The following is a 23,052-nucleotide window of genomic DNA, read 5'->3' as shown; positions in this document are numbered from 1 at the left end:
CTCTCTAAACCGTCGGGAAACCCGACGTTGGCGTTGGCGGAGCCTGCCGTAGGCATAGCCTCTGCGTTAGCAGATACGAGAGCCGCAAAATCCGTCTTGATTGAAACACATGCGGAGGAAACCTCCGCGTGATTTCAATCGCAAAATCCAAAATCCAAAATCCAAAATCCAAACTACCCCTTCCGATACACATCCCGATCGCGTCCCAAGCAAAAGCCGATCGAATGGCGTAAATTGCGATTGCCCCAGATTAAAAATACCCCGATCGCAGTTGCTGCCATTGCCGTCCCGATCGTAAAAATTCCGGCAAAGCCGACATCATTGGCGATCGAGCCAAATACGGGAGCCGCGATCGCAATTCCTAGATCTAGACCCGTAATACAGATCGATAATACCTGTCCCCGCTGATGCGGTAAAGATCGATCGGATACCAACGCGACTGTCATCGGTAACAAAGTGCCGCTACCCAATCCTTCTAACAATGCTGCGAAGACAAAACTCATCTGACTATTAGCAGTCGCCAAACAAGCAACCCCAGCCGTGTAGCAGCACAAACTCCCCGCGATAAAAATGCCGCGTCCATACCGATCCGATCGACTCCCAATGACCGATCGGGCACTAAAACTAGCGATCGCGGCGATCGTATAAAATAAACCAGGATTGAAACCCACATTGAGGGTTTTAATATATAAAGGTACGAAGGTATGAATCGCCCCAAATGGAAATCCAACTAGCAACAAAACTAAAGCGGGAATTCCCAAAGCGGGATTGGTTAATATTTGCCAAATTGAAATCCGCTTCGACTCATTATGGTCTAACTCGACTTCTATTCGTGGCTGATGTAATTGATTGGCCGCGATAAACGAGATTGCTCCAGTAATTATCGAGATCCAAAAGATTTCTCGATACATTCCATATACTTGCAAAAAACCACCGATCGCGGGGCCTATAGCGATTCCCAATGGATTCGTCAGACTCATCAAACCGATAACTTCACCCCGTTGTTTAGGGGGAGCTAAATCGACAACCAAGGCACTAAAAGCCGTCGTAAAAGCAGCAATACTAATGCCATGAAATGCCCGAATTAGCATCAATAATGGTGTCGAAGTTACACAGAGATAACCCACTGGCGCGATCGCGGCTACCGCCGTACCGATTAATAATACTAACTTGCGCCCTCTCGTATCAACCAATTTACCAACTACCAGTCGAGTCAGCAGCAATCCGATCGCAAATGCACCGATAATTAAACCAATTTGTTGCTGGTTAATCCCGATCGCATCTAGATATGCAGGTAGTGTCGGTAATAAGATCGCAATACTAATCCAAAATAATAAGCCCGTGATAAATAACACGCGCAAACTACGCCGCTGTTGCGGTTCGAGCTGATTCAAAACGTTCATTTAGGAAATTAGGGCTTATTCTCCAGAAGGCTTAGATGAAAAATCCCTCCTCGGAGGCTACCGCGTACCGACAAGTCAGGATAAAATCGAAAACCCTAGAAATCCCCCTGTCTTGTCTCCCTAATCCGTCGGGGAACCCGACGTTGGCGCAGCCACTCCAAAGGAGTTACGGGAGCCGCTAAATCCCCCTCAAAAAGGGGGACTTCCGGATCCGGTTCCCCCCTGCTTGGTGCGCTACACTGTCGGGGAACCCGAACAGTACGCGCATCCGCTTTTTAAGGGGGGTTAGGGGGGATTTAGATCTCGAAACGAAGTCCAACAGACTTGTCGGTACGCGCGGTAACCTGGATAAAGGAAAGGACTAAGGTAAAAAATCCCCTCCTCGGAGCGACTGAAATCACGCGGAGAGTGGAGGAGCATGTGTTTCAGTCAAGACAGGGGTGCCCGTAGGGCGGGGTGGGTAGATCCACGCAGCAACTCAGTCAATGCCAGAATTACCCCCGAAGCTCACAGGAGTTGGATTTATTTAGCGATCGCGCGAATATCCACTACCTACCTCGATCGATATTCGACAACATGAGTCGAACTAATCCATTCTCCTTTGTCATTATAGTTGCGAATCAATCGCTGACGTTCGTCGTCCGCCAATAACCACCCCGCCTCGACAAAAAATGACTGGCGATGACTGACTTGTAACGGCGTATTGCTCGAAGCCCCATCTGGTAATAATAAGATCTTCCGCGCCGCAGCTCCCGATTCAAAATGGAGAATATTGCCATCAATTTTGGCAGCAGAGGCGATTGTGCGATCGCCAAAAGCTAATTGTTGCTCTAGCGAGTCACCCACCTGCTTGACTTCCAAACTCGTCGGGAAAGTCTTAGGATCTTGCCAATCTGCATAGAAAGTACAAGCCTTACCTGCCCACTTACCCACCAACTGTTCTACCGTCAGATCGGGACGCAGCTTGGCATCCGTGCCCTCACGCATCTCGCGAATTAGCGTCAGGCTATTAAACCCGCCCTGCTTATCGAATAATTGTACCAATCTCGATCGACGATTCTCAGCTACAAAGCCATACTCCGCGCCAAATTCTGTAAATGGAGCCACTTGCAGCGAACCTTTAGAAAAAGCCCCCGTATCGAAAAACACCGCCTGTCTGCCCAAGGATCGGTACTCTTGGGCGGTATCGGATGTCGGCTGTTCGCTAGTACCATTTGCAAATCGCCGCAAGCGAAACTTGACGAGCTGGTTATTTTCCAAAGCTTCGAGCGTCAAGATCGAGGGTGTAGAACCAAGCAGCTCCCCATCGGTGGAAACCTGACTAAACGTCCCCACCCATTCTCCAGCATTTTTCAGAAAATTGTCCCAGTTACTTTCCATGCACCCCGCGATCGACTTTGGTAATTGGACTCAGTTTGAGAATCCTCTCAGCTTAACTTATCAGATTTATCAACTTCCCAATCTTCAATTGGCAACCCAGCTACACGACTAAATTCTCGCGTATTGTGTGTTACTAATATTATGTCATTTGCAATAGCGATCGCTGCAATTTGTAGATCGTAAGCTCCAATCGGAGTTCCAGCATTAGCCAGATGTGCCCGAATTTCACCAAACACGATCGCTGCTTCATCATTAAACGGTAGTGAAATAAATCGATCTAAAAATTGCTGTTGTCGTTCTAAAGTTCGAGCTTGGTTATTGCTTCGCATCGCCCCATAAAACAATTCAGCTTTAACAACCGAACATACAGCCAGATCTTGACTTGGTGTAGACAGGATTCGCGACCGTACCGAATCAGAGCGTCCATTCAAATACATTACGCAAACATTGGTGTCCAGCAAATAGCGCATATTCTAGTCAAAGGCTCCAACCAGGTCATCATCCAAAACTTCGGAGATGCCGCGATCGTCAATAATAATCGGATCGTCTGCACAGATCCCATAGAGATCCACTAAATGTCGATCGCTTGACGTCAACAACCGAACAGGCTGATAAATTACCATTACTTCTATTTCCCGACCGATTAAACCCACTGGCAGATCGAGATGAAGAATGCCATCGTCACCGATATGTTGACGTATCTTAATACTTTCCATCCGTGCTACCTCCATATTTTTATTTTAGCTGAGACTAGCTACATCACACAATTTAAATAGCCATTCTGGGAGATGGTAGGCTAAACAGCTAGAATTACGATTCTACATCCTCGATCTTCTGCATCTTCACCATCGAGCCAAGATTGGAGTAAATCGATAGTAGAGAGTTTCATTGGCTCTATAAGTTCATTAGGACAAATTTTTAGTCCACGAAGGTGGACTTTGCATCATCAGCGACGATTTCAATCGTTGTGATGTTCTTAACCCCTGTGCGTACGACTATAATCTGCACGCCCCAAAAAAAGCCCCCCAAGACATTGGGAGGCTCATTCTATTTTAGAAAGCAACGCTGCTACATTTTAGGTTCGCAGCTACTCAATTAGCCTATTTGCGGACGATCCGAACAGTTGGGGAGAACTTCTCAACCATCGGTACAGCGCGTCTTCTCACTGTGATGTCTGCTGCTGACTCTGACTGTTCGTAGCCATATTGCTTGGTAATCGTCGCACTTGCTGTATCAGATGTACGCACCGGATCTGGGTAAACTACATCGGTTTTGGGGCGATATACACCATTTGGTACGCTCGACCCGACGGTAGCTGTGAAATTAACTTCAACAGTAGCACCAGGGGGAATCAAGAAAGTTCCCCAGACTGGATTTGTCGCTCCCGCAACAGGATTGAGAGGAGAAGAGTTGGTGGCTGAAGTAGTTCCACTATTGAGGACGATACTGTCTGTCCGCGTGAATGTAAAGCCTGCTGGCAATAGATTTGACAAGCGTACCTGTGATGCGCCACCACCAGATGCTGAATTTGAGACTCTCATTGTGTAGTTGACAGTCTCGCTCGGTGCGGCAGTTGGAGTACTAGTCGAAACGTTCACTGTCAAATTCGCTGCACAAGCAGTGATGGCATTCAAATCGGCGAAACGATCTTCGCTATTAGCAAATCGAACGACTTGTCCAGCAGATCCGGCTGTAGCTGCATGTGAGTGTTGGGCTTTACCGCCTCTAGGTCTTAAGTTTACATCAGGGGAAGGGTCATCGGTCAGGCCACTCGCGCCGCCATTGACCTGTGCATTAATAGTAGCTGTAGAACCATTGACGTTGTACAGTACGATTCCGCCCGAACCACCACCGCCTGGGCCGTGAGGAGTTTGGCCATAACCATAGTTATCTGGATTGTAACCATTAGAGCCAGTTTGACTAGTATTGGCGTTGGGTTGACTGCCAGGAACAGTTTGAGACCCAGTATAGTTATAAAAAGGATCTCGCTCCGTATTACCACCATTACCGCCGTTTGCTAGGATATTAATCGTCGCTGTGGAGGGGTTGCGCGATTGAATTAACACAGTCCCCCCAGCACCACCACCACCAGCACCATCGGGATTTGACTGATACGCGCCGCGATCTCCATTGGTGCCATTTGCAAAAATAGTTCCAGTCCCAACAATCGTGCCAGCTCGCAGCATGACGATTCCGCCCCCAGCTCCACCAGGAACACCTTGTGGAGCATCATTTGCTTCACCACCACCGCCGCCGCCACCCATGAATACTTTCAAAGGGGTAGGGATACTTGTTAATACAGAAGAACCAGGACGACCGCCAGCATCTTTGCTAGCACTAGGACTGCCCTCATCCCAGGGTAATCCGCCTTGTCCGCCATTACCACCATTACCACCACCACCGCCACCAGCGTTGTGATAGTTACCACCACCACCAGCATTTGCTGGCGCACCTCGGCCTGTATCGCCACCGGGATAACCATTAGTCGTGCCGTTATCGATAAAACTACCAGTCCAGTTTGGAGAACCGTCGATCGGGTCTACAGGAGTTCCACGATCTAGCAACTTCGTCGAAAGAAACCGAGGCGTACCAGCAACGCCTTCTCCTTTACCCGATCCTAGAGTACTAGCTGTCTGAGCCATAAAACCTGTTGTGGCAGCTCGATAAGGGTTTCTGGGACCATATCCACCCCGAAAACCTGCCTCGTTAACCGAGAGCCGCTGACCGTTTAGATCGAAAGTGCCAAAGGTATCGACAGCTAAGATGCCGCCCACATTACCATCCCAAGGCGTTGCGAACAGCGTACCTAGCACCTGAGCACTAGCATACTGCGGTACCCGCACCACCTGAAATCTTTTTTGTCCGCTATTGGCGGTGGCAGCAGCACTTTCATAAGAATTAATCAGTGGGTTTTTGAGGGTGAGAGTAACATTCCCAGTAGTAGCCGAAACCGTAGAATCCGCGATCGCGTACTCATACAGACCGCTACGACCCATGCCATTGTGTCCGCTACCTTGATTGGCATCAACTCCAGATCCATATAAGTTGCTGTTGGCATTATTGATACTTGCATCCTGCATTTGAACGATCAAAACTAGATCGCCTGGATTGATATTCCGAACAGCACCCTTAGCAGCACCCGCAGCAATGGCAATAGTTCTCGTGCCTGTGGCTACAGACTGTAAAGTCGGTCTGTAGTAGGTATTGACGATACCAGTGAGTCCTACACCCAGACCTTGAGAACCTGGCACGGCACAGATCTGGGGTGTCGGAGCAATCGCGGTACGATCGATCGCCAGAGTCGGCATTGGGGGAATGGGCTTGAGGGTGACATCATCTGTTGAACCGCTCACAGAACCCGTAACAGTGGTTGGTGTCATGCTGCTAGCAGAGCCAAAAGAATCAACGCGGAGGCTCGCCATTGAATATGGGGTCGTTGATGGAGTATTTGGTGCGGTCGCTGCAAAAATAAACTCGATACTACCATTCGCTGGAATTGTGATTCGATCCCAGACTAGTGTGTTGGCTCCGGCCACTGGCTTAGTGGTATATGCCGGATCGACAAACCTAGTTGCATTTGTGGTACCAAAAGTTACAGCTTTGTTCTGGAGTGTAGTGATATGTCTATTATATGTAAAGCCTGTAGGTAAAACGCTAGTCACCTTCACTTTGTGCGCTGTATTGGCAGTCGTGTTAGTGACTTTAATCCGGTAGACAACTTCACCAGTAGCCACAACTATAGGTGTGGTGGCCATACTGCTAACATTTAGGGTCGGCCCTACCTGCGCGATCGCTGGTGTTGCCAAAGGCAGCAACGATGTGGCTACGAACGCAATTCCAGTTAAAATGTGCGCGTATTTAGTAATGACAGAATTAGGAATGTTTGAATATTTCATGTTTTTAGGAGTTGTCGGGGTTTAATAAATAAGCATAAAAATATCTTGATTCATCAAAGATATCTCTAGCTACTTTTGGCTGCCTGCGATCTTCATCACACATCTAAAATTTAGTAGATGCGAGTAAAGTTTTTTTGTTGAATGTATGAGGCTTTTGGCGTTAATGGCGGCATTCTTTCGACGCTGTTAAAGTTAGGATCGTAGCCAAAATTCCGCAGCGGAATATTATAATAAGAGGCTGCAATAGTAGGTGGAGCGGCAGCTACGCCACCCGGTCGGTACCGACCGCTATATTCGAGTGGGGTACCCAGACTGACCATCGAACCCGTGTAATTGAGTGCATATGGATTGCCCCCATTATTCCAGTCTTCTAGCAGACGGATGTAGTTATTGACACCCCCGCTGTATCTATTATTTCCCGTGTTGGCAGGAACACTGCCCGTCGCAGGAGTGGTTCTAGGAGTGACTGTAATCGCATTTCCAACACTGACATCAGTATTTGACAAGAATGCCGCATTGATTACCATGGGTTGATTGACAGAATTATTTCCAGTTGGAATGCCACAGTTGATTTGACCAGCAGGTACCCCCCCAATAACTGTCGTCCTACTCACACAGTCATTTGATAAGACTGTAATTGTGTCGCCGACGATCGATGCAGAAAACCGAGTGTTGCTGGGAAGATTGTTCGGGGCATTCTTAGGAATTAAGGTTTGAGATCCATCTGACATTCTGTTGTAATACTCGACTTCTCCAGTTACCACATTTGTAATAGGAATAGTGTTATTGTTAAAATTACCCTGAACGTATACAGCTTGATCGCTGCTCAAAAGTAAGTTGTTTGGTAAGTAATCGCCACCAGTAAAAGCAAATGCAAATGGACTTTGTCTGCGATTGGCAATGCCAGGATATCTGCGTAAGTAATCAACGTTAGTAGTGGTAGTCCTAGTTCTACCCCCACCAATAGGAGTAACGATCGTTTCTTGGATCGGATTGCTGGAGTCTCCTGGAATAATGGCGGTGTCTGCCGTAATATCGTTAGCAGCGTCGATCGCACCATCGCCATTGAGATCGTTATTGACAGAGGCATGAACGATTAAACCACCCTCAGTTGAATCGATCGATCCCAATCCCAGCGGCTGAAGACCTCTAGCGTTTGTGGGTGGAGTTGTGGCTCGCTCGAATGCCAGTCCGTTAGTTGAGAAGTTGGCCGTAGTTGCATCCGCAAAAGCCTCGTTTCGAGCAGTTTCAGTTGAGGCATAAGCTACTGTCATATTTGTGTTGTCCGCATTAACAAACAACCCATCGCGATTCCAAACTGCCAAACTTGCGATATTAGTTTGGAGCATCTGAATCTCTCTCCCCTCGCGCCCATCAGTAAAGCCACTAGCAGGAAGAGCCACAGGAATAGGCGCATTAATTGGACTTTGGATGACTCGTTGAATTGGTGCAGGCAAGAACCAGGCATTCCGCAGTGCCGCAATTTCATTTGGTGAGGAACTTAAAAGTATCCGTTTGTTCTCCTGATCGTCCAGTTCAGCAGCAGTTGGAGTCGGACTTGTAGGGTCAGGGAAGATCTGATTCAGCAGACTACTGAATTGAGATTTAAAAGTATTTAGAGAATCATCGTAAGCTGAATTGGCAGTATCAAGAGCTGGAGCGTTAAAACGAGTATTGAGTCGATCTAGCGAAATTGGAGTTGGGGTAGATACCAGGGCAACTCGGAGCGCGCGCAGAATTTTGGCTTTAGTAGCGTCTGTATTATTTGCACCGCGTAAAGTAGGTGCAGTTGGCAATGGTGGTGCGCCAGGTGTGCCAGGTGCTCCCAGAGCGGTACGTTCTTGAGCTGCTAACGCGGGGGTCTGGTTGATATCTGTCAGCACCATCACAGGTTGACGGAGACTCTGAAGTTGACCTTTGGTGAGCTGATTGCACTTGAGCGCACTCAGTCCTTCCCGATCTGGAGCGACATAATTTGCCCCTGGATCTGTACCTGCTGCTGGTGCGGCAGACGAGCAAGCACCACTTCCAGTAGTTCTCATCGACGTAAAGTTAAACGGAATGACTGCTGTTGAAGTAGTGCTACGATTGGGTACAAAGTCTAGCCGCATGTCCGCTTTGGCAAAGGATTCCCCGATTCCATTCGTGATATATCTACGCTTTCTAGTAAAACCAGCGGTTGGCGTATTCAGCGGAGTGATGCCAGCCTGGATTCTTCTCTGAAATGTGTTAATTTCAGCATCGGTCAGAGGATTTGTATTAGTGGCACTGTATTCCGAGATGTCTCTACAGTTGCTGCCTGCGGGCAGTGGGTCTACAGTATTATCTGGACAAGTACTGCCAGCAGGACCTGTGAGTAAAAACCTGGTAATTCCCGATCGACCGATACCTGGCGTCCAGGCATCAACTCGGTTATAGATACTGCCCGATGCCGACATCGTGGCTAAAAAAGTCGTCAGAGATCTAGGGGTGATGCCGTTTTCTCCGGCTGGTTGGACGTAGATATTGGCATTAGAGTGTACTCGACCTTGGACTTGCATGGGAGATGTCGAGTTAAACTCCAGATCGCCATTATAAAAAATGGCAAATTGAAATAGACTGATGACTCTATTGGTAAAAGTCATGGACAGGTCTATGTTTGCGCTACTTCTATCTACACTTTCTGCTACTGGCTTTTTGGCAGTAGATCGCAATACATACCGATATTCCAACGCATTCAATCCTTCATAATCTTCCAAAGCTGGAATGGTGATATTTTGGGGAGCATTTTGGGTAATTAGTGTATATGCAACATAATTATTCTGAACTGCATCTTCATCTGTTAGAGCACCTGTCACTGGATCTATTTTTTTGCCAGAACTCAATGCAATATTTCCGCCCTCGACAGCACGAGAGATATTATCACTAGACTTAAAACTATAATTTCGACATCCCAGAACATCAGTTCCAGGAGTAGTTGGTGAAATAGCAAAACAATCAGCTAAAGTTTGAGCAGTCGTTGCAGCACTTACCTCTGCAACCCCCGAATAAGTCTCCAGTCTTTGTCTAAACTCAACTGCTCTTTTGTTTAGCCCTGACTCAGCCACATAAAAAATACTATTACTATCTACAAAAGCATCCGTTCGGGATTTGGCGAGATTAGTGAAGGTTGTGGCAGCCGCTAAGAGCGATAACAAGATAATAGTCAAGATCGATATTACGACCATTGCATAGCCTTTGTCTGCTTCACCCTCTTGCTGAGCAATCTGCTGTGCTCTGAGCATGAAGTGGAGCAGGGAACGTTCGGGGTTAGGTTGCTTATTCATTGTCGGTTTATCGAGATTCAGGGATGAAATACTCGCTCGTTTGAGAAAATGAGTCGAGTTTAAAAATTTATATATAGTTGACAAATATTGTGGAAGTGACCCCAGCGATCGGATTGCAGCTTTGGCATCATCTGGGCATAATTACTGAAGATCGATCGATCGTCGGTATCGCCAGCATGAACAGCAATCGGTCAGCTTATTTTTATATTGCCCAAAATCCAGATCGAATCTGTCATCGATCGACATTAAATTACTTCCAGTCAAGATTTTGGAGATGCGGTGTGGCAATATTACTTCACATCTTAATTACGAAAACGCTCGGAAAGTGCGATCGCGATCGCATTCTTCCATCTATTTAAGTTGACTTGTCAAGCTCCAAATGACGTAACTAAAAGGATGCTTGGATCGATTCCGCAAAGCGGACGCTACGCGAACGAGCCGAACTCGCCTTAAAATATCCGCCGTGGTAGGCTAAATAGTTAGAACCCTTACACCACCTGACATGGCAATCGCGATCGATTTTGGGACTAGTAATACCGTCATCAGCCGTTGGAATGCAGCGACACAACAAGCGGAAACGGTGACATTACCAGGATTATCTTTAATAGGTGGCATGAATCCACCGTTGATTCCCAGCTTGGTATATGTCGAAGATGGTAGTACGGAGCGAGTCTTGCTAGGTCAAATGGTACGCGATCGCGGGTTAGATCTTCAGGGCGATAATCGTTATTTTCGCGGTTTCAAGCGAGGTATCGGCGCAGAGATTCAGGGATTTTTGCCCGAATTGGATGGGGTGTCAATGACATTCGAGCGGGTGGGGGAGCTGTTCCTGACTGGCATCCTCAAACAGTTGCAACAGTCGCTAGCTGTGGGCGAATCTTTGGTACTGACGGTACCCGTCGATAGTTTTGAGGTGTATCGCAACTGGTTGAGTGGCGTTTGCGATCTGCTCCCAGTCGAGCGAATTCGCCTGATTGACGAGCCGACGGCGGCGGCGTTGGGATATGGCATGACAGCCGCAGGGACGTTGCTAGTGGTCGATTTTGGTGGCGGAACGTTGGATTTATCGCTGGTGCAGTTAACTAAGCAAGTGCAACAAGGCAAAAAGCCGCTCGGTTTCTTGTTGAAGTGGGGAGATAAATCTCTCGAAGCAGCTACCCAACAGCCGCAGTTGGCGCGAGTAATTGCCAAAGCTGGGCAAAATTTGGGCGGGACGGATATCGATAATTGGGTAGCGCAGGAATTGGCGCAAGTGCAGGGGATAAAAGTAACGCCATTAATTACTCGATTGGCAGAAAAGTTAAAAATTCAACTCTCTTTGCAAACTACAGCATCAGAAGCATATTTTGACGATCGCACGTTTGATAGTTACGAGTTTAGTTTGACACGCGATCGCTTCGAGGAAATTTTAACATCTCATCAATTTTTCGACAGATTAGATGAATCGATGACTCAAGTTCTCCAACAAGCCAGACGTCAAGGCATCGAAACTAACGATATCGATGGGGTATTATTAGTTGGCGGCACCGTTCAAATTCCGGCGGTACAAACTTGGGTGCGTCAGTATTTTGATGAAACTAAATTACGTCAATCGAAACCATTTGAAGCGATCGCTCACGGTGCTTTACAATTACTGCAAGGCATCGAAGTCCAAGATTTTCTCTATCATAGTTATGGCGTTCGCTATTGGGATAAGCGGCGCAACGCCCATGATTGGCATCCAATTATTCAATCGGGACAAGCTTATCCAATGTCCGAATCTGTCGAATTAACCCTCGGGGCATCGCGCGAAAATCAACCCAGTATCGAATTAATTATCGGCGAATTAGGAGCCACGACTGGCGGTACAGAAGTCTATTTCGATGGTGACAGGTTGATTACCCGCTGTCTGACTGGCGGTGTCAAAGATGTCAAATCTTTAAACGATCGCGAGGGTGCTAGAAGTATTGCCAACCTCGAACCAGCAGGCTATCCCGGTACCGATCGAGTCAAGGTAAAGTTCAATGTCGATCGCGATCGACAGTTACGCATTACTGTCGAAGATTTACTCACAAATCAAACACTTTTAACCGATGGAATTGTTGCAGAATTAAGTTGATTGCAATTTAATAAGTAGATCGATCTAAGTAGATATATAAATATTTATTAAATAAATAAAACTTGGAACCTATTTGGTGGGCACTGCCCACCCTACGCTGTTGAATATTTACTGGAACTACTGGAACTCACTTACGGGCATTCAAGCGAGTAGTTTGAATACTGGTAATACCAGCCAGTTTGTGTTTGGTTAATTGTAAATGGGTGGAGAATGCGATCGCATCCTCCACCCATTGTTGGTATTGACGATCCAACAGATGCACTGCACTGCTTCATGAATCCCACATTCCGCTAGTTCGACCACCCTTGGGGGTGCGCTTGCGCGTTCGGCTAAAAAATAATAAGATCGATAATCCTGTCATATCAACCTTTTGAGCGATTTAGCCTCTTTTTGGCGATCGAGAGTATATTCTCAATAGTCTTAGCTTGTTGAGAATAAAATCGCTACGATCCAATGGCTTCGTTGTAATTATTTTTCGATCGCTTAGACTAGCGGAATGTGGGATGAATCGCCCCTACTCTCCTTGCCGATCCAAATTATGATTTGGACGTAAGTTTTTTTCTCATCCGCAGTGCTGCGGCACCACCGATACAAGTACCAATAATGGTAAACGGTTCGGGAACCTCAGTAGCTGTCACTTCGGGCGCAGAAAAGTTAGAGATCGTGACTTGTGCTGCTCCAAAATTATTATCAGTAGTATTAATGCGCCAACCGATGGTATCTCCAAGATTTACGCTAGTCGAAAACAAACTACTTTGGAATGGTGTACCAGTATTATCACTCAGTTGTGTAGCAACGCCATTGATTAGCACGGAAAAAGGGTCAAATTCCGGCTCGTCTATTGTATCGTACGCCCAATTAAAGCTGAACGTACCACTTGCCGCAGCCGCAATCGTATAATCTGTACTTCCTGGGACACTGCTACCACTATCGCTACCAAACAGGGTAATCGAACCTGGCGCAGATGCCGTATCTACTGAGCCAGTACTACCAATAGTGTTTGACAATGTAAAATTCGCAGGGTCATAAGCTCCAGAAAAGCCCACTGCATGGGCAGGGGTGACACCAAATGCTCCAAGGCTGATGGTGCTAGCAACAGCGGCATATGTTAGCGACGTTGAGAATTTATTCATTGGAAATCTGGGGTGATATTATAAGGGTTGTACTTTAATATGCCCAAGATATTTGAGAGATATCATGATTAACGAAAAAGTTAAATCGAAAATGGTGTTGGTGGGCAGTGCCCACCCTACGTAACTATCCTGGTACCGATCGAGTTAAGGTAAAATTTAATGTCGATCGCGATCGACAGTTACGCATTACTGTCGAAGATCTACTCACAGATCGAATACTTTTAGCCGACGGAATTGTTGCCGAATTAAGTTGAATTAATCGATCGAGATTTTCTCAATCATCAAGCAAAGATAACTGTTCGCTACGATCGTTTCCTCCCTTCAATCCCAAATGCTGCCGCGCCGCAGCAGTCACCACCCGTCCGCGTGGCGTCCGGTGGAGATAACCGATTTGGAGGAGATAAGGTTCGTAGACTTCTTCGATCGTATGACTATCTTCGCCTGTAGAGGCAGCGAGAGCTTCTAACCCTACGGGGCCACCATTAAACTGCTCCGCCATCGTGGTGAGTAATAATCGATCGACCCAATCCAATCCCAACGGATCGACATTATAGATCTCCATGGCGGCACTGGCGATCGCGCCATCGATTTCGGTGTGAGCTTTAACTTGAGGGGTTTCTGCCAATCGACCCCCAGATCTGGGCTTTTGTATCCACCAGAAGCGATCGCAAACACTCCTTATCTCGAACTCACGCTAATTAGAAGGTGAAGCAGGTTTAGGTGCAGCACTAGGAGATTGACTCGGCTTTGGCGAGGGTTTAATTACTTTTGGAGGCGCAGGAAGTTTAGCGGTACCAGGTACTTTTTTAAGCGCGACAAATAGATCGAAACGGTTGCTAGATTCATCTAAAATTGCACTAGTTACCCCCAAACTCCGCATTGCTTGAAAACCAGCTTTAACTTCTGGAGATAAATAGGGTAAGGGTAGATTGCCAGCATTAATCGTGCGATCGATATCGATAAAAAATTGACCGTTGTGCGGGGATAAACTCGATTCTCCAATGGAGAGGTTTCGCCAACGAGTCGATTGTTGAAATAGAGCATTCTCAGAAAGCCGCTGCTGGGGTTGAGGGACGATCGATCCTGCTACGGGCGCGCCCAAAGTGATGAAGGCTAGATTGCCATCGAGCCAGCCATGAGTAGCGGCAATCCCGTTAAGCGGCGATGTCCAATTAATAACATCTTGCCCATTTATTTTGGCTTTGGCAATCTTAAATGCCTGCTTTTGTCCCATCGTATTATCTAGTTTGGCAAAAGCTTTTTCGGCCACAGATCGATCGCTAGCTTGTTGCATTAATACTAAACCCGCCCCGATCTCGGTATCGATTTTAGCTGGTTTGGGCACGATCGCGACCCCAAATGCGCCTTTACTCCAGTTGAGGATCTCCGATTCTAAATCTAGTCCCGTAATGCTGTCGAGATTTTTTACCACATCGGCAGGTTTGACGGGTGCGAGCGGATTATTGGTATCGGTGCTACGCACGTAGTCTTGCCACAACCGCTGCAAATTGCCACCAGAAACCATTACGAGGGTATCGGTGGGGAGATTAGCTGCAAAATCTCGACCTTGATTTTCGACTACCAGCTTTTGCTTAGTATTGGGTTTTAGCCACGAAATCCCTTTCCAGGCAATGCCTTCCGTTTCCAAAGTGGCATTAGCTGCGATACCTTGCTGGATTTGCGCTTGGGCTAATTTATCCGCAGCCAGGGTTTCGGGCGAATTAGCCGCCGCCACAGCCGTAGCTACGGGAATATTCACATATACCTGCGCGAAGGGGCGCGAGATCTCGATCGCGCTGAGTGCTTTGGTATATCCTGGTACCGCCAGTAAGGATTTACCACCTTGCTGGGTATCGATGACGCGTTGGAGACTAGCCCGATCGGTCGCGATCGCCACAAAATTATCGACGATCGAGACTGCCATCGTGCCCGCTTTGCGCTTGAATTCTCTAATGGCAACGCCTTTATAATTACTTTCAATTAAATTGGCATCAATCGGCGTTTGATGCTGTTCTACGGACTTTTGGGCGGCACTGCGATCGGCGATCGGTAAGATGGCGATCGTTTGGCGATTGGGAATGATGCCGTTCTGGGATTTATTGGTATTAGCAGCCGGATTATCTAAATAACCGAGAGTGATTTGTTTGCCCACCCAAGGCTGGATATCGCGACGATAATCATAACCGTAAGGAGTTAAAAAATCGGTCTGAAATTTGGCTAGCTGCTGCTCGAAAACACCACGACTCGTCGGAATTCCAAACTCGGAAAACTGTTGCCACCGCTCTAGATCGGTCGAAATAGAGACAGATAAAAGTGTATCTTGCGGTAGTAAACTTACACCATTACTAGTATCTAGTTTACCAGAGTTCCCCAGCCAAAATTTCCCCACCCCGATCGCCCCTACAGCCAGAATTGCCGCCACCCCAGCTCCCACAACTATCCGTCGGCGTTGCTTGTATTTAGGTGCCACAGTGTTTGACTTAGACTTTGGTTTAGGCTGTCGATTGGGCATTTTATTGGGCATTTCAACAGGGGTTAGGGATTGGGGGTATAGGAAATAAAAATGTCACCAAAAATCCTGAGTCTGATGCTATCACAAGAAGTTGTCGGTTGGGAGAGTGAGAGAGTGGGAGAGTGGGAGAGTGGGTGGGTAGAGCGTATATTTCCTTTGCCCTTTCCCCTAAAACCTAAAGCCTAATACCTAAAACCTAAAACCTAAAACCTAAAACCTAAAACCTAATACCTAATACCTAAAGCCTAAACCCTAAAGCCTAAAGCCTAATACCTAAAGCCTTCCTTCAACGCCACCACATAGCGATCGCCATCGCCACTACAGCACCAATAATGGTATTGATAACATTGACTAGTTCGTTGGTGAGCCAGTCAAGTTTGGATTGCAAAGTTGCACCGATGACACTTTCGAGATTGGTTGCGATAAACGATGCGATCGTACAAATAATCGCGCCGCCGAGTGTAATTAGCCCCAAACTATAAGCCACCAAACAGATCGTTACTCCGCCCACAATTCCCGCCAGCGTACCTTCCAAACTTACCGCACCCTCAGTCCCTCTTGGCACGGGTTGCAAGGTAGTAATCAAAAACGTGCTTTTGCCATATGCCTTACCCACTTCGCTAGCGGTGGTATCTGCCAACTTGGTGCTAAAGCTGGCAACATAACCCAATAATAATAAAGATTCCCAGCTTCGATCGAGCCAACCCAGCCCAATCGCTCCGACTCCCAACGCACAGATCGTAGCAGTAAAAGCCGAACCCCAGACATTTTCTGGCCCTCTGGCACCACCGCGTTTCTCGGCGATACCTTCAGCTTCTTTTTGTGCCATCCCGATCCGCGTTACCGCCGAACCCACCAGAAAGTAAAACATCACCACAGCATAGCCGCGCCATCCCAAAGTCCCCCAGATGACTACCCCCAATCCCCAAGCATTAATTAATCCGGCTGGCGTTAACAGTTTCTTGGGAATCGCGATCGCAACAACTAGTAAAATTGAATTTAACGCGATCGCCACTAGCCACGGATTAGCCGTACTAATCTCTAACCAGCTTGATAATATGCTCGACATAGTTTAATAATTACTTGCTAACGATCTGGTAATTTAAATAAAACTCACTCTCGATGTCTGCCTAAAAACTGATTGCCGTCCCCGTGTCAATTTAAATACGCGCTGTCTAAGTTAAGTTCCCCCTAGATTTTACAGTAGCGATCGGGTGATATTGGCGATTTTAACGAGCGACCGGATCTGAGTAAGTGAAATTACCGAAACTTTTAGCTGTAGCTCTCACCACTCCGATCGTTTGCCAACTAGTACCACCTCCCGCGCCCACAGTGATACTCAGGATTGATACATATGGAGAATTTCAGCATTTACTTTGGCTCTAGTTAATTATTCGGAGTGATAAATCTGATATTTTCCTGTAACCTAAGGAAAGATCTAAGTTTAAATATATTTACAAACTGAATCTATGATAGCAACTGCACTGAAACACGAAGTTAAGGATTTATCGCTAGCACCCCAAGGTAAACAACGGATTGAGTGGGCAGGGCGAGAAATGCCTGTACTGCGCCAGATTCGTGACAGGTTTGCAGCCGAAAAGCCGTTGGCTGGAATTCGCGTCGTCGCTTGTTGCCACATTACTACCGAAACCGCTCACCTGGCGATCGCGATCAAAGCGGCTGGTGCCGATGCAATCCTAATTGCTAGCAACCCCCTCTCCACTCAGGATGACGTTGCAGCTAGTCTAGTTGTCGATTATGGAATTCCGGTATTTGCCTTCCGTGGTGAAGATGAAGCCACCTACAAACGCCACGTTCAAACCGCACTCGATCACCACCCCAATATCATCGTCGATGATGGTTGTGACGTAGTTGCCACCATGGTACAAGAACGCCAAGATCAACTCAGCGAACTAATTGGTACCACCGAAGAAACCACTACGGGTATCGTGCGTCTCCAAGCGATGTTCAAAGCTGGCGTCCTCACCTTCCCAGCCGTCAACGTCAATGACGCCGACACCAAGCACTTCTTCGACAACCGCTATGGTACCGGACAATCCACTCTAGATGGCATCATCCGCGCGACCAATATTTTACTCGCTGGTAAAACGATCGTCGTTGCTGGCTACGGCTGGTGCGGTAAAGGTACCGCCATGCGCGCCCGTGGACTGGGTGCAAACGTCATCGTCACAGAAATCGACCCCACTAAGGCAATCGAAGCCGTTATGGACGGTTTTAGCGTGATGACAATGGAAAAAGCAGCCGCTGTCGGCGACATCTTTATTACCGTTACTGGTAACAAGCATGTTATCCGTGGCGAACACTTCGATGTGATGAAAGATGGCGCGATCGTTTGTAACTCCGGTCACTTCGATATCGAAATCGATCTCAAAGCTCTGGCTAGCAAATCGACTGGGGTCAGCACCGTCCGCAACTTTACCGAAGAGTACAAACTCAATAATGGTAAATCGGTCATCGTCATCGGAGAAGGTCGTCTCGTCAACCTCGCCGCTGCTGAAGGACATCCCAGCGCAGTTATGGATATGAGCTTCGCCAACCAAGCGATGGCGTGCGAATATCTCGTCAAAAACAAAGGCGAACTAACTCCTGGCATTCACTCTATCCCCGTCCATGTGGATAAAGAAATCGCTCGGATGAAGCTCGAAGCTATGGGCATTCAAATCGATAGTCTCAATGCAGACCAAATCGATTATGCCAACTCTTGGACTTCGGGTACATAATCTCGAAGTGACAAGATAGCCTACGACTGCAAGTCGTGGCTTGTGATGCCAAGTCCGCCTACGCGGACTAAGATCTAATGTATGAAACCTGTGGTAGGGGCAATTCATGAATTGCCCCTACCACAGGTTTTTGTTATCGTTTCGATCGCTTATCATACTTGTATTCAGCAAAGCTATTCAGTCAGCGAGGCTGACTTGGCATCACTAGCAGGGGTTTCCAACCCCATGGCACCATTTAATTTTGAAAAAGCATATATAGCCTGTTTACTCGATAGTAAATTTTTAATAGAGTCCCCATTAGACAATAAATTTTTAGCTATATCTGTTGCAGTGTTTAAGTCAAAAGGGATAATATTCGCCGAAGCATTAGCTGGCGAGCTGAGTAGCAAAGAAACTGTGATTAGAACAACAATCAGAAATGACGATATAAGTTGACGAGACTTCTGCAACATAGGTACTGGGGTACATTCTTAGACTTGTAGTTCTATATCCAAAGACTAGTTTTGTAGATCGGGATATTTTTCTAAAATCGATTAAGTAGATGGGCGTAATTAAATATAAGATATCGCGTAGGGTGGGCACTGCCCACCAGCTAGGTTTCAGGCAAAATCTATTTTACAAATAATTGCACCTACCTACTTACTTTATTCCAAACCCCCCCCCACCAGGAGTTTCGATCGAGAAAATATCCCCTTCATTCATCTGCACCTCCGCCTTACTTCCTAATAACTCCACAGAGCCATCTTGACGCTCGATCGAATTTCGCCCCACAGCTCCCGACTCCCCACCTACCAAACCAAACGGTGGAACTAGCCGATGTCCTGATAAAATCCCCATCGTCATCGCTTCCCGACAGCGGATGCGGCGGATGACGCCGTTTCCGCCGGAATATTTACCAACGCCGCCGCTACCAGTGCGGATGCTGAAGCTCTCCAGTAACACGGGAAACCGCTGCTCTAAGACTTCTGGATCTGTCAGGCGCGAATTTGTCATGTGAGTTTGCACGGCATCGGTACCGGGGAAAGTTGCCCCAGCGCCTGAGCCGCCGCAGATCGTTTCATAGTATTGATAGCGATCGGTACCAAAAGTGAAATTATTCATCGTACCTTGAGCCGCCGCCATTACGCCCAGCGAGCCATAGAGGGCATTGGCGATCGCTTGAGAGGTTTCGACATTCCCCGCGACTACCGCAGCCGGATATTGCGGTGCGAGCATCGAGCCGGAGGGAACGATGATGTTCAGAGGTTTGAGGCAACCTGCGTTGAGCGGAATATCATCGTCAACGAGGGTGCGGAAGACATATAATACCACCGCTTTGCAGATAGCTAACGGGGCGTTAAGATTGGTAGGTTGTTGGGGTGAAGTGCCAGTAAAATCAATTGTGGCCGATCGAGTGGCGCGATCGATCTCAATCTGCACCTGAATCTGGCACCCATCGTCCATCGGATAGGTAAAAGTCCCTGGATTGAGCACCGAAATCGCCTGTCGCACGGATGCTTCGGCATTGTCCCGAACGTGCTGCATGTAAGCTTCTACCGTTGCTAAGCCGTATTTATCGATCGTTGCCAACAAAGCTTTGACACCCCGCTCGTTAGCCGCAATTTGCGCTTGCAGATCGGCGATATTTTGCTGAGGATTGCGCGCTGGGTAGTGGCTCTGTGCCAGGAGCGACAACACCTCATTCAGCCGAAAACGACCGCCAGCGACGAGTTGAAAATTATCGATTAAAATGCCCTCCTGCTCGATCGAGGTACTGTGTGGGGGCATAGAGCCAGGAGTAATGCCACCGATATCGGCATGATGTCCGCGCGATGCGACGTAAAATACTGGCGTCGGCTCGTTGGGCAAAAAGATCGGTGTAATCGCCGTGATATCGGGTAGATGAGTACCGCCGTTGTAAGGGTTATTTGATATGTAAACATCGCCTGGTTGCAGGGTGTCGCCACAGGCGCGCATCAGACTGGTGACGCTCTCGCTCATCGAACCGAGATGCACGGGAATATGGGGTGCATTGGCGACTAATTCTCCAGATCGATCGAATATGGCACAACTAAAATCTAAGCGTTCTTTAATATTGACGGAGTAGCTGGTATTTTGCAGGGTAATTCCCATCTCCTCTGCGATCGATTTGAGCAGATTATTAAATATTTCCAAACGAACTGGATCTGGCTGCGATGGTATTATCCCCCCAAGATCCTCTTGCAAAGGAGAAGGCTGTGAAAAATCCCCTCCTCGGAGGGGTGCCCGTAGGGCGGGGTGGGTAGATCTCCGCAACTCTACCGGGTTCGCCACATGAGGTAGGGGCAATGTCTTGTCGCACACAAACGGGAGGTTTCCTCCCGTTCGATGCGCCGCTTCATGAATTGCCCCTACCTCATGTGGCTCACAAGTCAAAATCAAATGATTTTTGTCAGTCAATACCGCCACCCAATCCGGCTCGATAATATTGGTACCAGTCGGTTCGATAATAATCGCAGGGCCGATAATTCGATCGCCAGCACATAAATCCGATCGATCGAATATACCCGCCTCATACCAATTATCCTTGGTGTAGATCGAAACAGTAGTTCGAGGCGTTAACGGCTGAGTTCTCGATCGAGTTAAGGCTGGTTCAGTCGGCATCGGCATCGTACCGATCGCTTCTAGCATCGCCGATTCGACGATAATATCTCGCTCGCTCATGGCGAAACCGTAACGTTGTTGATAAATCGCCTCAAATTGCAATCGCATCACAGCCACATCGCTGACAAAATCTACCAATAATGGCGCATCGGTGCCAGCATATCGTAGGTACACCTGTTGGCGAATTTCTTGCTGGGCAATGGCGACATCTTGACTACTTAGTTTGGATTGCCCGATTTGGGTTAACCTGTCGAGAATACTCTGGACAGTAGCAATATTATCGGTAATTAAAGGTAATTCGATCGCTTCTTCTTTCAATACCCGTAAATCCGCCAACCCAATCCCGTAAGCCGATAATACACCTGCATAAGGATGGAGGAAAATTTGTTTCATCCCTAATGCTTCTGCCAACAAACATGCGTGTTGTCCCCCCGCACCGCCGAAACAACAGAGGGCATATTCGCTGACATCGTAGCCGCGCTGACTAGAGATTTTTTTAATCGCTGAAGCCATTTTATCGATCGCGATTGCCAGAAAACCCGCTGCGACTTCGACAGATGAGCGATTATCGCCCGTAGTTGCCTGAATTTCTGCTGCCATGCGTGCAAATTTTGCACTGACGATCGCGGCATCTAAAGGTAAATTGCCCGTCTCACCAAATACCGCCGGAAAATAATTCGGTTGCAGTTTGCCCAGCATGACATTGGCATCTGTTACGGTCAACGAGCCATTATTTCGATAGCAGGCAGGGCCAGGATACGCTCCAGCGGAGTCGGGGCCGACACGATACCGTCCGGTATCAAAATGCAAAATCGACCCGCCACCAGCCGCTACGGTGTGAATTGCCATCATCGGCGATCGCAACCTGACGCCTGCGATTTCGGTTTCTAGGGTGCGCTCGTACTCGCCATTGTAATGAGAAATGTCGGTAGAGGTACCGCCCATATCGAAGCCGATAATTTTGGTAAATCCCGCCATCGCACTGGTTTTCACCGCACCGACTATTCCCCCTGCGGGGCCGGATAAAATGCTATCTTTCCCCTGAAAATTTTGGGCACTGGTTAAGCCGCCGTTGGATTGCATGAACAGGAGAGCGGGAGAGGGAGAAAGGGGGGAACGGAGTTGTTCGGAAAAGGAATCTACGTAGCGGCGGAGAATGGGTGAGAGATAGGCATCGACGACAGTGGTGTCGCCGCGACTGACGAGTTTGATGAGGGGGCTGATTTGGTGGGAGAGGGAGATTTGAGTGAAGCCGATTTCGCGGGCGAGTTCGGCGATTTGGAGTTCGTGGGTGGGATAGCGATAAGCATGTAAAAAGACGATCGCACAAGCTCGAATGCCATCGTCGTAAGCGGTTTGCAAAGATTTAATTAAAGTATCGTCAACTCGCACGGGGATTAATTCCTCACCTTGTGCTGTGTATCGTTCGTTGACTTCAACTACTCGATCGTAGATCATTTCTGGCCGCACGATCTCGCGGGCAAAAATCTGGGGACGATGTTGGTAGCCAATTCGCAATGCATCGCCGTAGCCTTTGGTAATGATGAGTACAGTCGGATTGCCAGCGCGTTCTAACAGGGCATTGGTGGCGACGGTAGTACCCATTTTAATACTCTCGATCTCCTCTGCCGGAATTGCCTCATCGGCAGTCAATCCCAAGATGTCGCGAATGCCCTGAATCGGTGCATCGGCGTATCGATGCGGATTTTCCGATAGCAGTTTATGCACGAGCAATTCGCCATCGGGACGCTGGGCGACGATATCTGTAAACGTACCACCTCGATCGATCCAAAATTGCCAGCGATGCTTATTGATATCGGTCATGATTGCACTTTTAAATTCAAATAGGGTGTTGCTGATGTTAGATATGATTTTTTTGTTTCGATCGACACATTATATCGCCCGAAACTCCCGACTCATTGCTCCTTACTCAAAACACTATTATCGAATATCCGTTAAAAG

At 47.7% G+C, this 23,052-nt stretch carries 17 protein-coding genes and 1 pseudogene; 6 read left to right on the top strand and 12 right to left on the bottom strand.

From position 1 onward, the window contains the following. Positions 1-173: 173 nt before the first annotated feature. The 6 genes from CHA6605_RS12975 to CHA6605_RS12950 form a co-directional block, all read right to left on the bottom strand. A complete protein-coding gene (locus CHA6605_RS12975) occupies positions 174-1,403 on the bottom strand; it encodes an MFS transporter (protein WP_015159898.1) in 1,230 nt (409 codons plus the stop codon). 552 nt (positions 1,404-1,955) lie between these two features. Beyond that, a complete protein-coding gene (locus CHA6605_RS12970) occupies positions 1,956-2,783 on the bottom strand; it encodes a DUF3598 family protein (RefSeq protein WP_015159897.1) in 828 nt (275 codons plus the stop codon). 47 nt (positions 2,784-2,830) lie between these two features. Then, positions 2,831-3,253 (bottom strand): type II toxin-antitoxin system tRNA(fMet)-specific endonuclease VapC, encoded by a 423-nt coding sequence (gene vapC / locus CHA6605_RS12965; RefSeq protein WP_015159896.1) that lies wholly within the window; start codon positions 3,251-3,253, stop codon positions 2,831-2,833. Positions 3,254-3,256: 3 nt separating this feature from the next. Then, a complete protein-coding gene (locus CHA6605_RS12960; RefSeq protein ID WP_015159895.1) occupies positions 3,257-3,499 on the bottom strand; it encodes a hypothetical protein in 243 nt (80 codons plus the stop codon). A 384-nt stretch (positions 3,500-3,883) separates the two neighbouring features. Beyond that, a complete protein-coding gene (locus tag CHA6605_RS36205) occupies positions 3,884-6,679 on the bottom strand; it encodes a DUF11 domain-containing protein (RefSeq protein WP_015159893.1) in 2,796 nt (931 codons plus the stop codon). A gap of 110 nt (positions 6,680-6,789) precedes the next feature. Next, on the bottom strand, positions 6,790-9,984 hold the full coding sequence (locus CHA6605_RS12950; protein ID WP_015159892.1) for a hypothetical protein: 3,195 nt from the start codon (positions 9,982-9,984) through the stop codon (positions 6,790-6,792). A 77-nt stretch (positions 9,985-10,061) separates the two neighbouring features. On the opposite strand from CHA6605_RS12950, the gene CHA6605_RS12945 reads away from it, so the two are divergent. Further along, complete coding sequence (locus tag CHA6605_RS12945) at positions 10,062-10,343, top strand: hypothetical protein (RefSeq protein ID WP_157259979.1); 282 nt, start codon at positions 10,062-10,064, stop codon at positions 10,341-10,343. A gap of 143 nt (positions 10,344-10,486) precedes the next feature. After that, positions 10,487-12,082 (top strand): Hsp70 family protein, encoded by a 1,596-nt coding sequence (locus CHA6605_RS12940; RefSeq protein ID WP_015159891.1) that lies wholly within the window; start codon positions 10,487-10,489, stop codon positions 12,080-12,082. Positions 12,083-12,209: 127 nt separating this feature from the next. Here the strand turns inward: CHA6605_RS12940 and CHA6605_RS36200 are convergent, their stop codons facing one another. Further along, positions 12,210-12,344, bottom strand: a complete 135-nt coding sequence (locus tag CHA6605_RS36200) for a hypothetical protein (RefSeq protein ID WP_269744590.1) — start codon at positions 12,342-12,344, stop codon at positions 12,210-12,212. 274 nt (positions 12,345-12,618) lie between these two features. Then, entirely contained in the window at positions 12,619-13,215 is a 597-nt protein-coding gene (locus tag CHA6605_RS12935; protein ID WP_015159890.1) for a PEP-CTERM sorting domain-containing protein, read from the bottom strand. 107 nt (positions 13,216-13,322) lie between these two features. On the opposite strand from CHA6605_RS12935, the gene CHA6605_RS34125 reads away from it, so the two are divergent. Then, the gene (locus CHA6605_RS34125) at positions 13,323-13,469 is read left to right on the top strand and encodes a hypothetical protein (RefSeq protein ID WP_157259978.1); all 147 of its coding nucleotides are present in this window, start codon (positions 13,323-13,325) and stop codon (positions 13,467-13,469) included. A 20-nt stretch (positions 13,470-13,489) separates the two neighbouring features. Here the strand turns inward: CHA6605_RS34125 and CHA6605_RS12930 are convergent. Both CHA6605_RS12930 and CHA6605_RS12925 read right to left on the bottom strand, forming a co-directional pair. Next, a pseudogene (locus CHA6605_RS12930) lies at positions 13,490-13,843 on the bottom strand (Holliday junction DNA helicase RuvB C-terminal domain-containing protein); the annotation flags it as partial. Positions 13,844-13,909: 66 nt separating this feature from the next. Further along, positions 13,910-15,739, bottom strand: a complete 1,830-nt coding sequence (locus tag CHA6605_RS12925) for a DUF3352 domain-containing protein (RefSeq protein ID WP_015159889.1) — start codon at positions 15,737-15,739, stop codon at positions 13,910-13,912. A gap of 39 nt (positions 15,740-15,778) precedes the next feature. On the opposite strand from CHA6605_RS12925, the gene CHA6605_RS36195 reads away from it, so the two are divergent. Next, positions 15,779-15,913, top strand: a complete 135-nt coding sequence (locus CHA6605_RS36195; protein ID WP_269744589.1) for a hypothetical protein — start codon at positions 15,779-15,781, stop codon at positions 15,911-15,913. A 100-nt stretch (positions 15,914-16,013) separates the two neighbouring features. Here CHA6605_RS36195 and CHA6605_RS12920 read toward each other — a convergent pair whose 3' ends face one another. Continuing rightward, complete coding sequence (locus CHA6605_RS12920; protein ID WP_015159888.1) at positions 16,014-16,796, bottom strand: TIGR00297 family protein; 783 nt, start codon at positions 16,794-16,796, stop codon at positions 16,014-16,016. 400 nt (positions 16,797-17,196) lie between these two features. Here CHA6605_RS12920 and ahcY point away from each other — a divergent pair, with 400 nt between their 5' ends. Both ahcY and CHA6605_RS12910 read left to right on the top strand, forming a co-directional pair. Then, the gene (ahcY, locus tag CHA6605_RS12915) at positions 17,197-18,468 is read left to right on the top strand and encodes an adenosylhomocysteinase (protein WP_015159887.1); all 1,272 of its coding nucleotides are present in this window, start codon (positions 17,197-17,199) and stop codon (positions 18,466-18,468) included. Positions 18,469-18,549: 81 nt separating this feature from the next. Further along, positions 18,550-18,903, top strand: coding sequence for a hypothetical protein (locus tag CHA6605_RS12910; protein ID WP_041548001.1), 354 nt, complete (start codon positions 18,550-18,552; stop codon positions 18,901-18,903). Between the two features lie 204 nt (positions 18,904-19,107). Here the strand turns inward: CHA6605_RS12910 and CHA6605_RS35750 are convergent, their stop codons facing one another. Next, positions 19,108-22,914, bottom strand: coding sequence for a hydantoinase B/oxoprolinase family protein (locus CHA6605_RS35750; protein WP_015159885.1), 3,807 nt, complete (start codon positions 22,912-22,914; stop codon positions 19,108-19,110). Between the last annotated feature and the right edge of the window lie 138 nt (positions 22,915-23,052).

The organism is Chamaesiphon minutus PCC 6605 (genome assembly GCF_000317145.1).
GTDB lineage: Bacteria > Cyanobacteriota > Cyanobacteriia > Cyanobacteriales > Chamaesiphonaceae > Chamaesiphon > Chamaesiphon minutus.
This window is presented reverse-complemented; position numbering and strand designations above follow the sequence as displayed.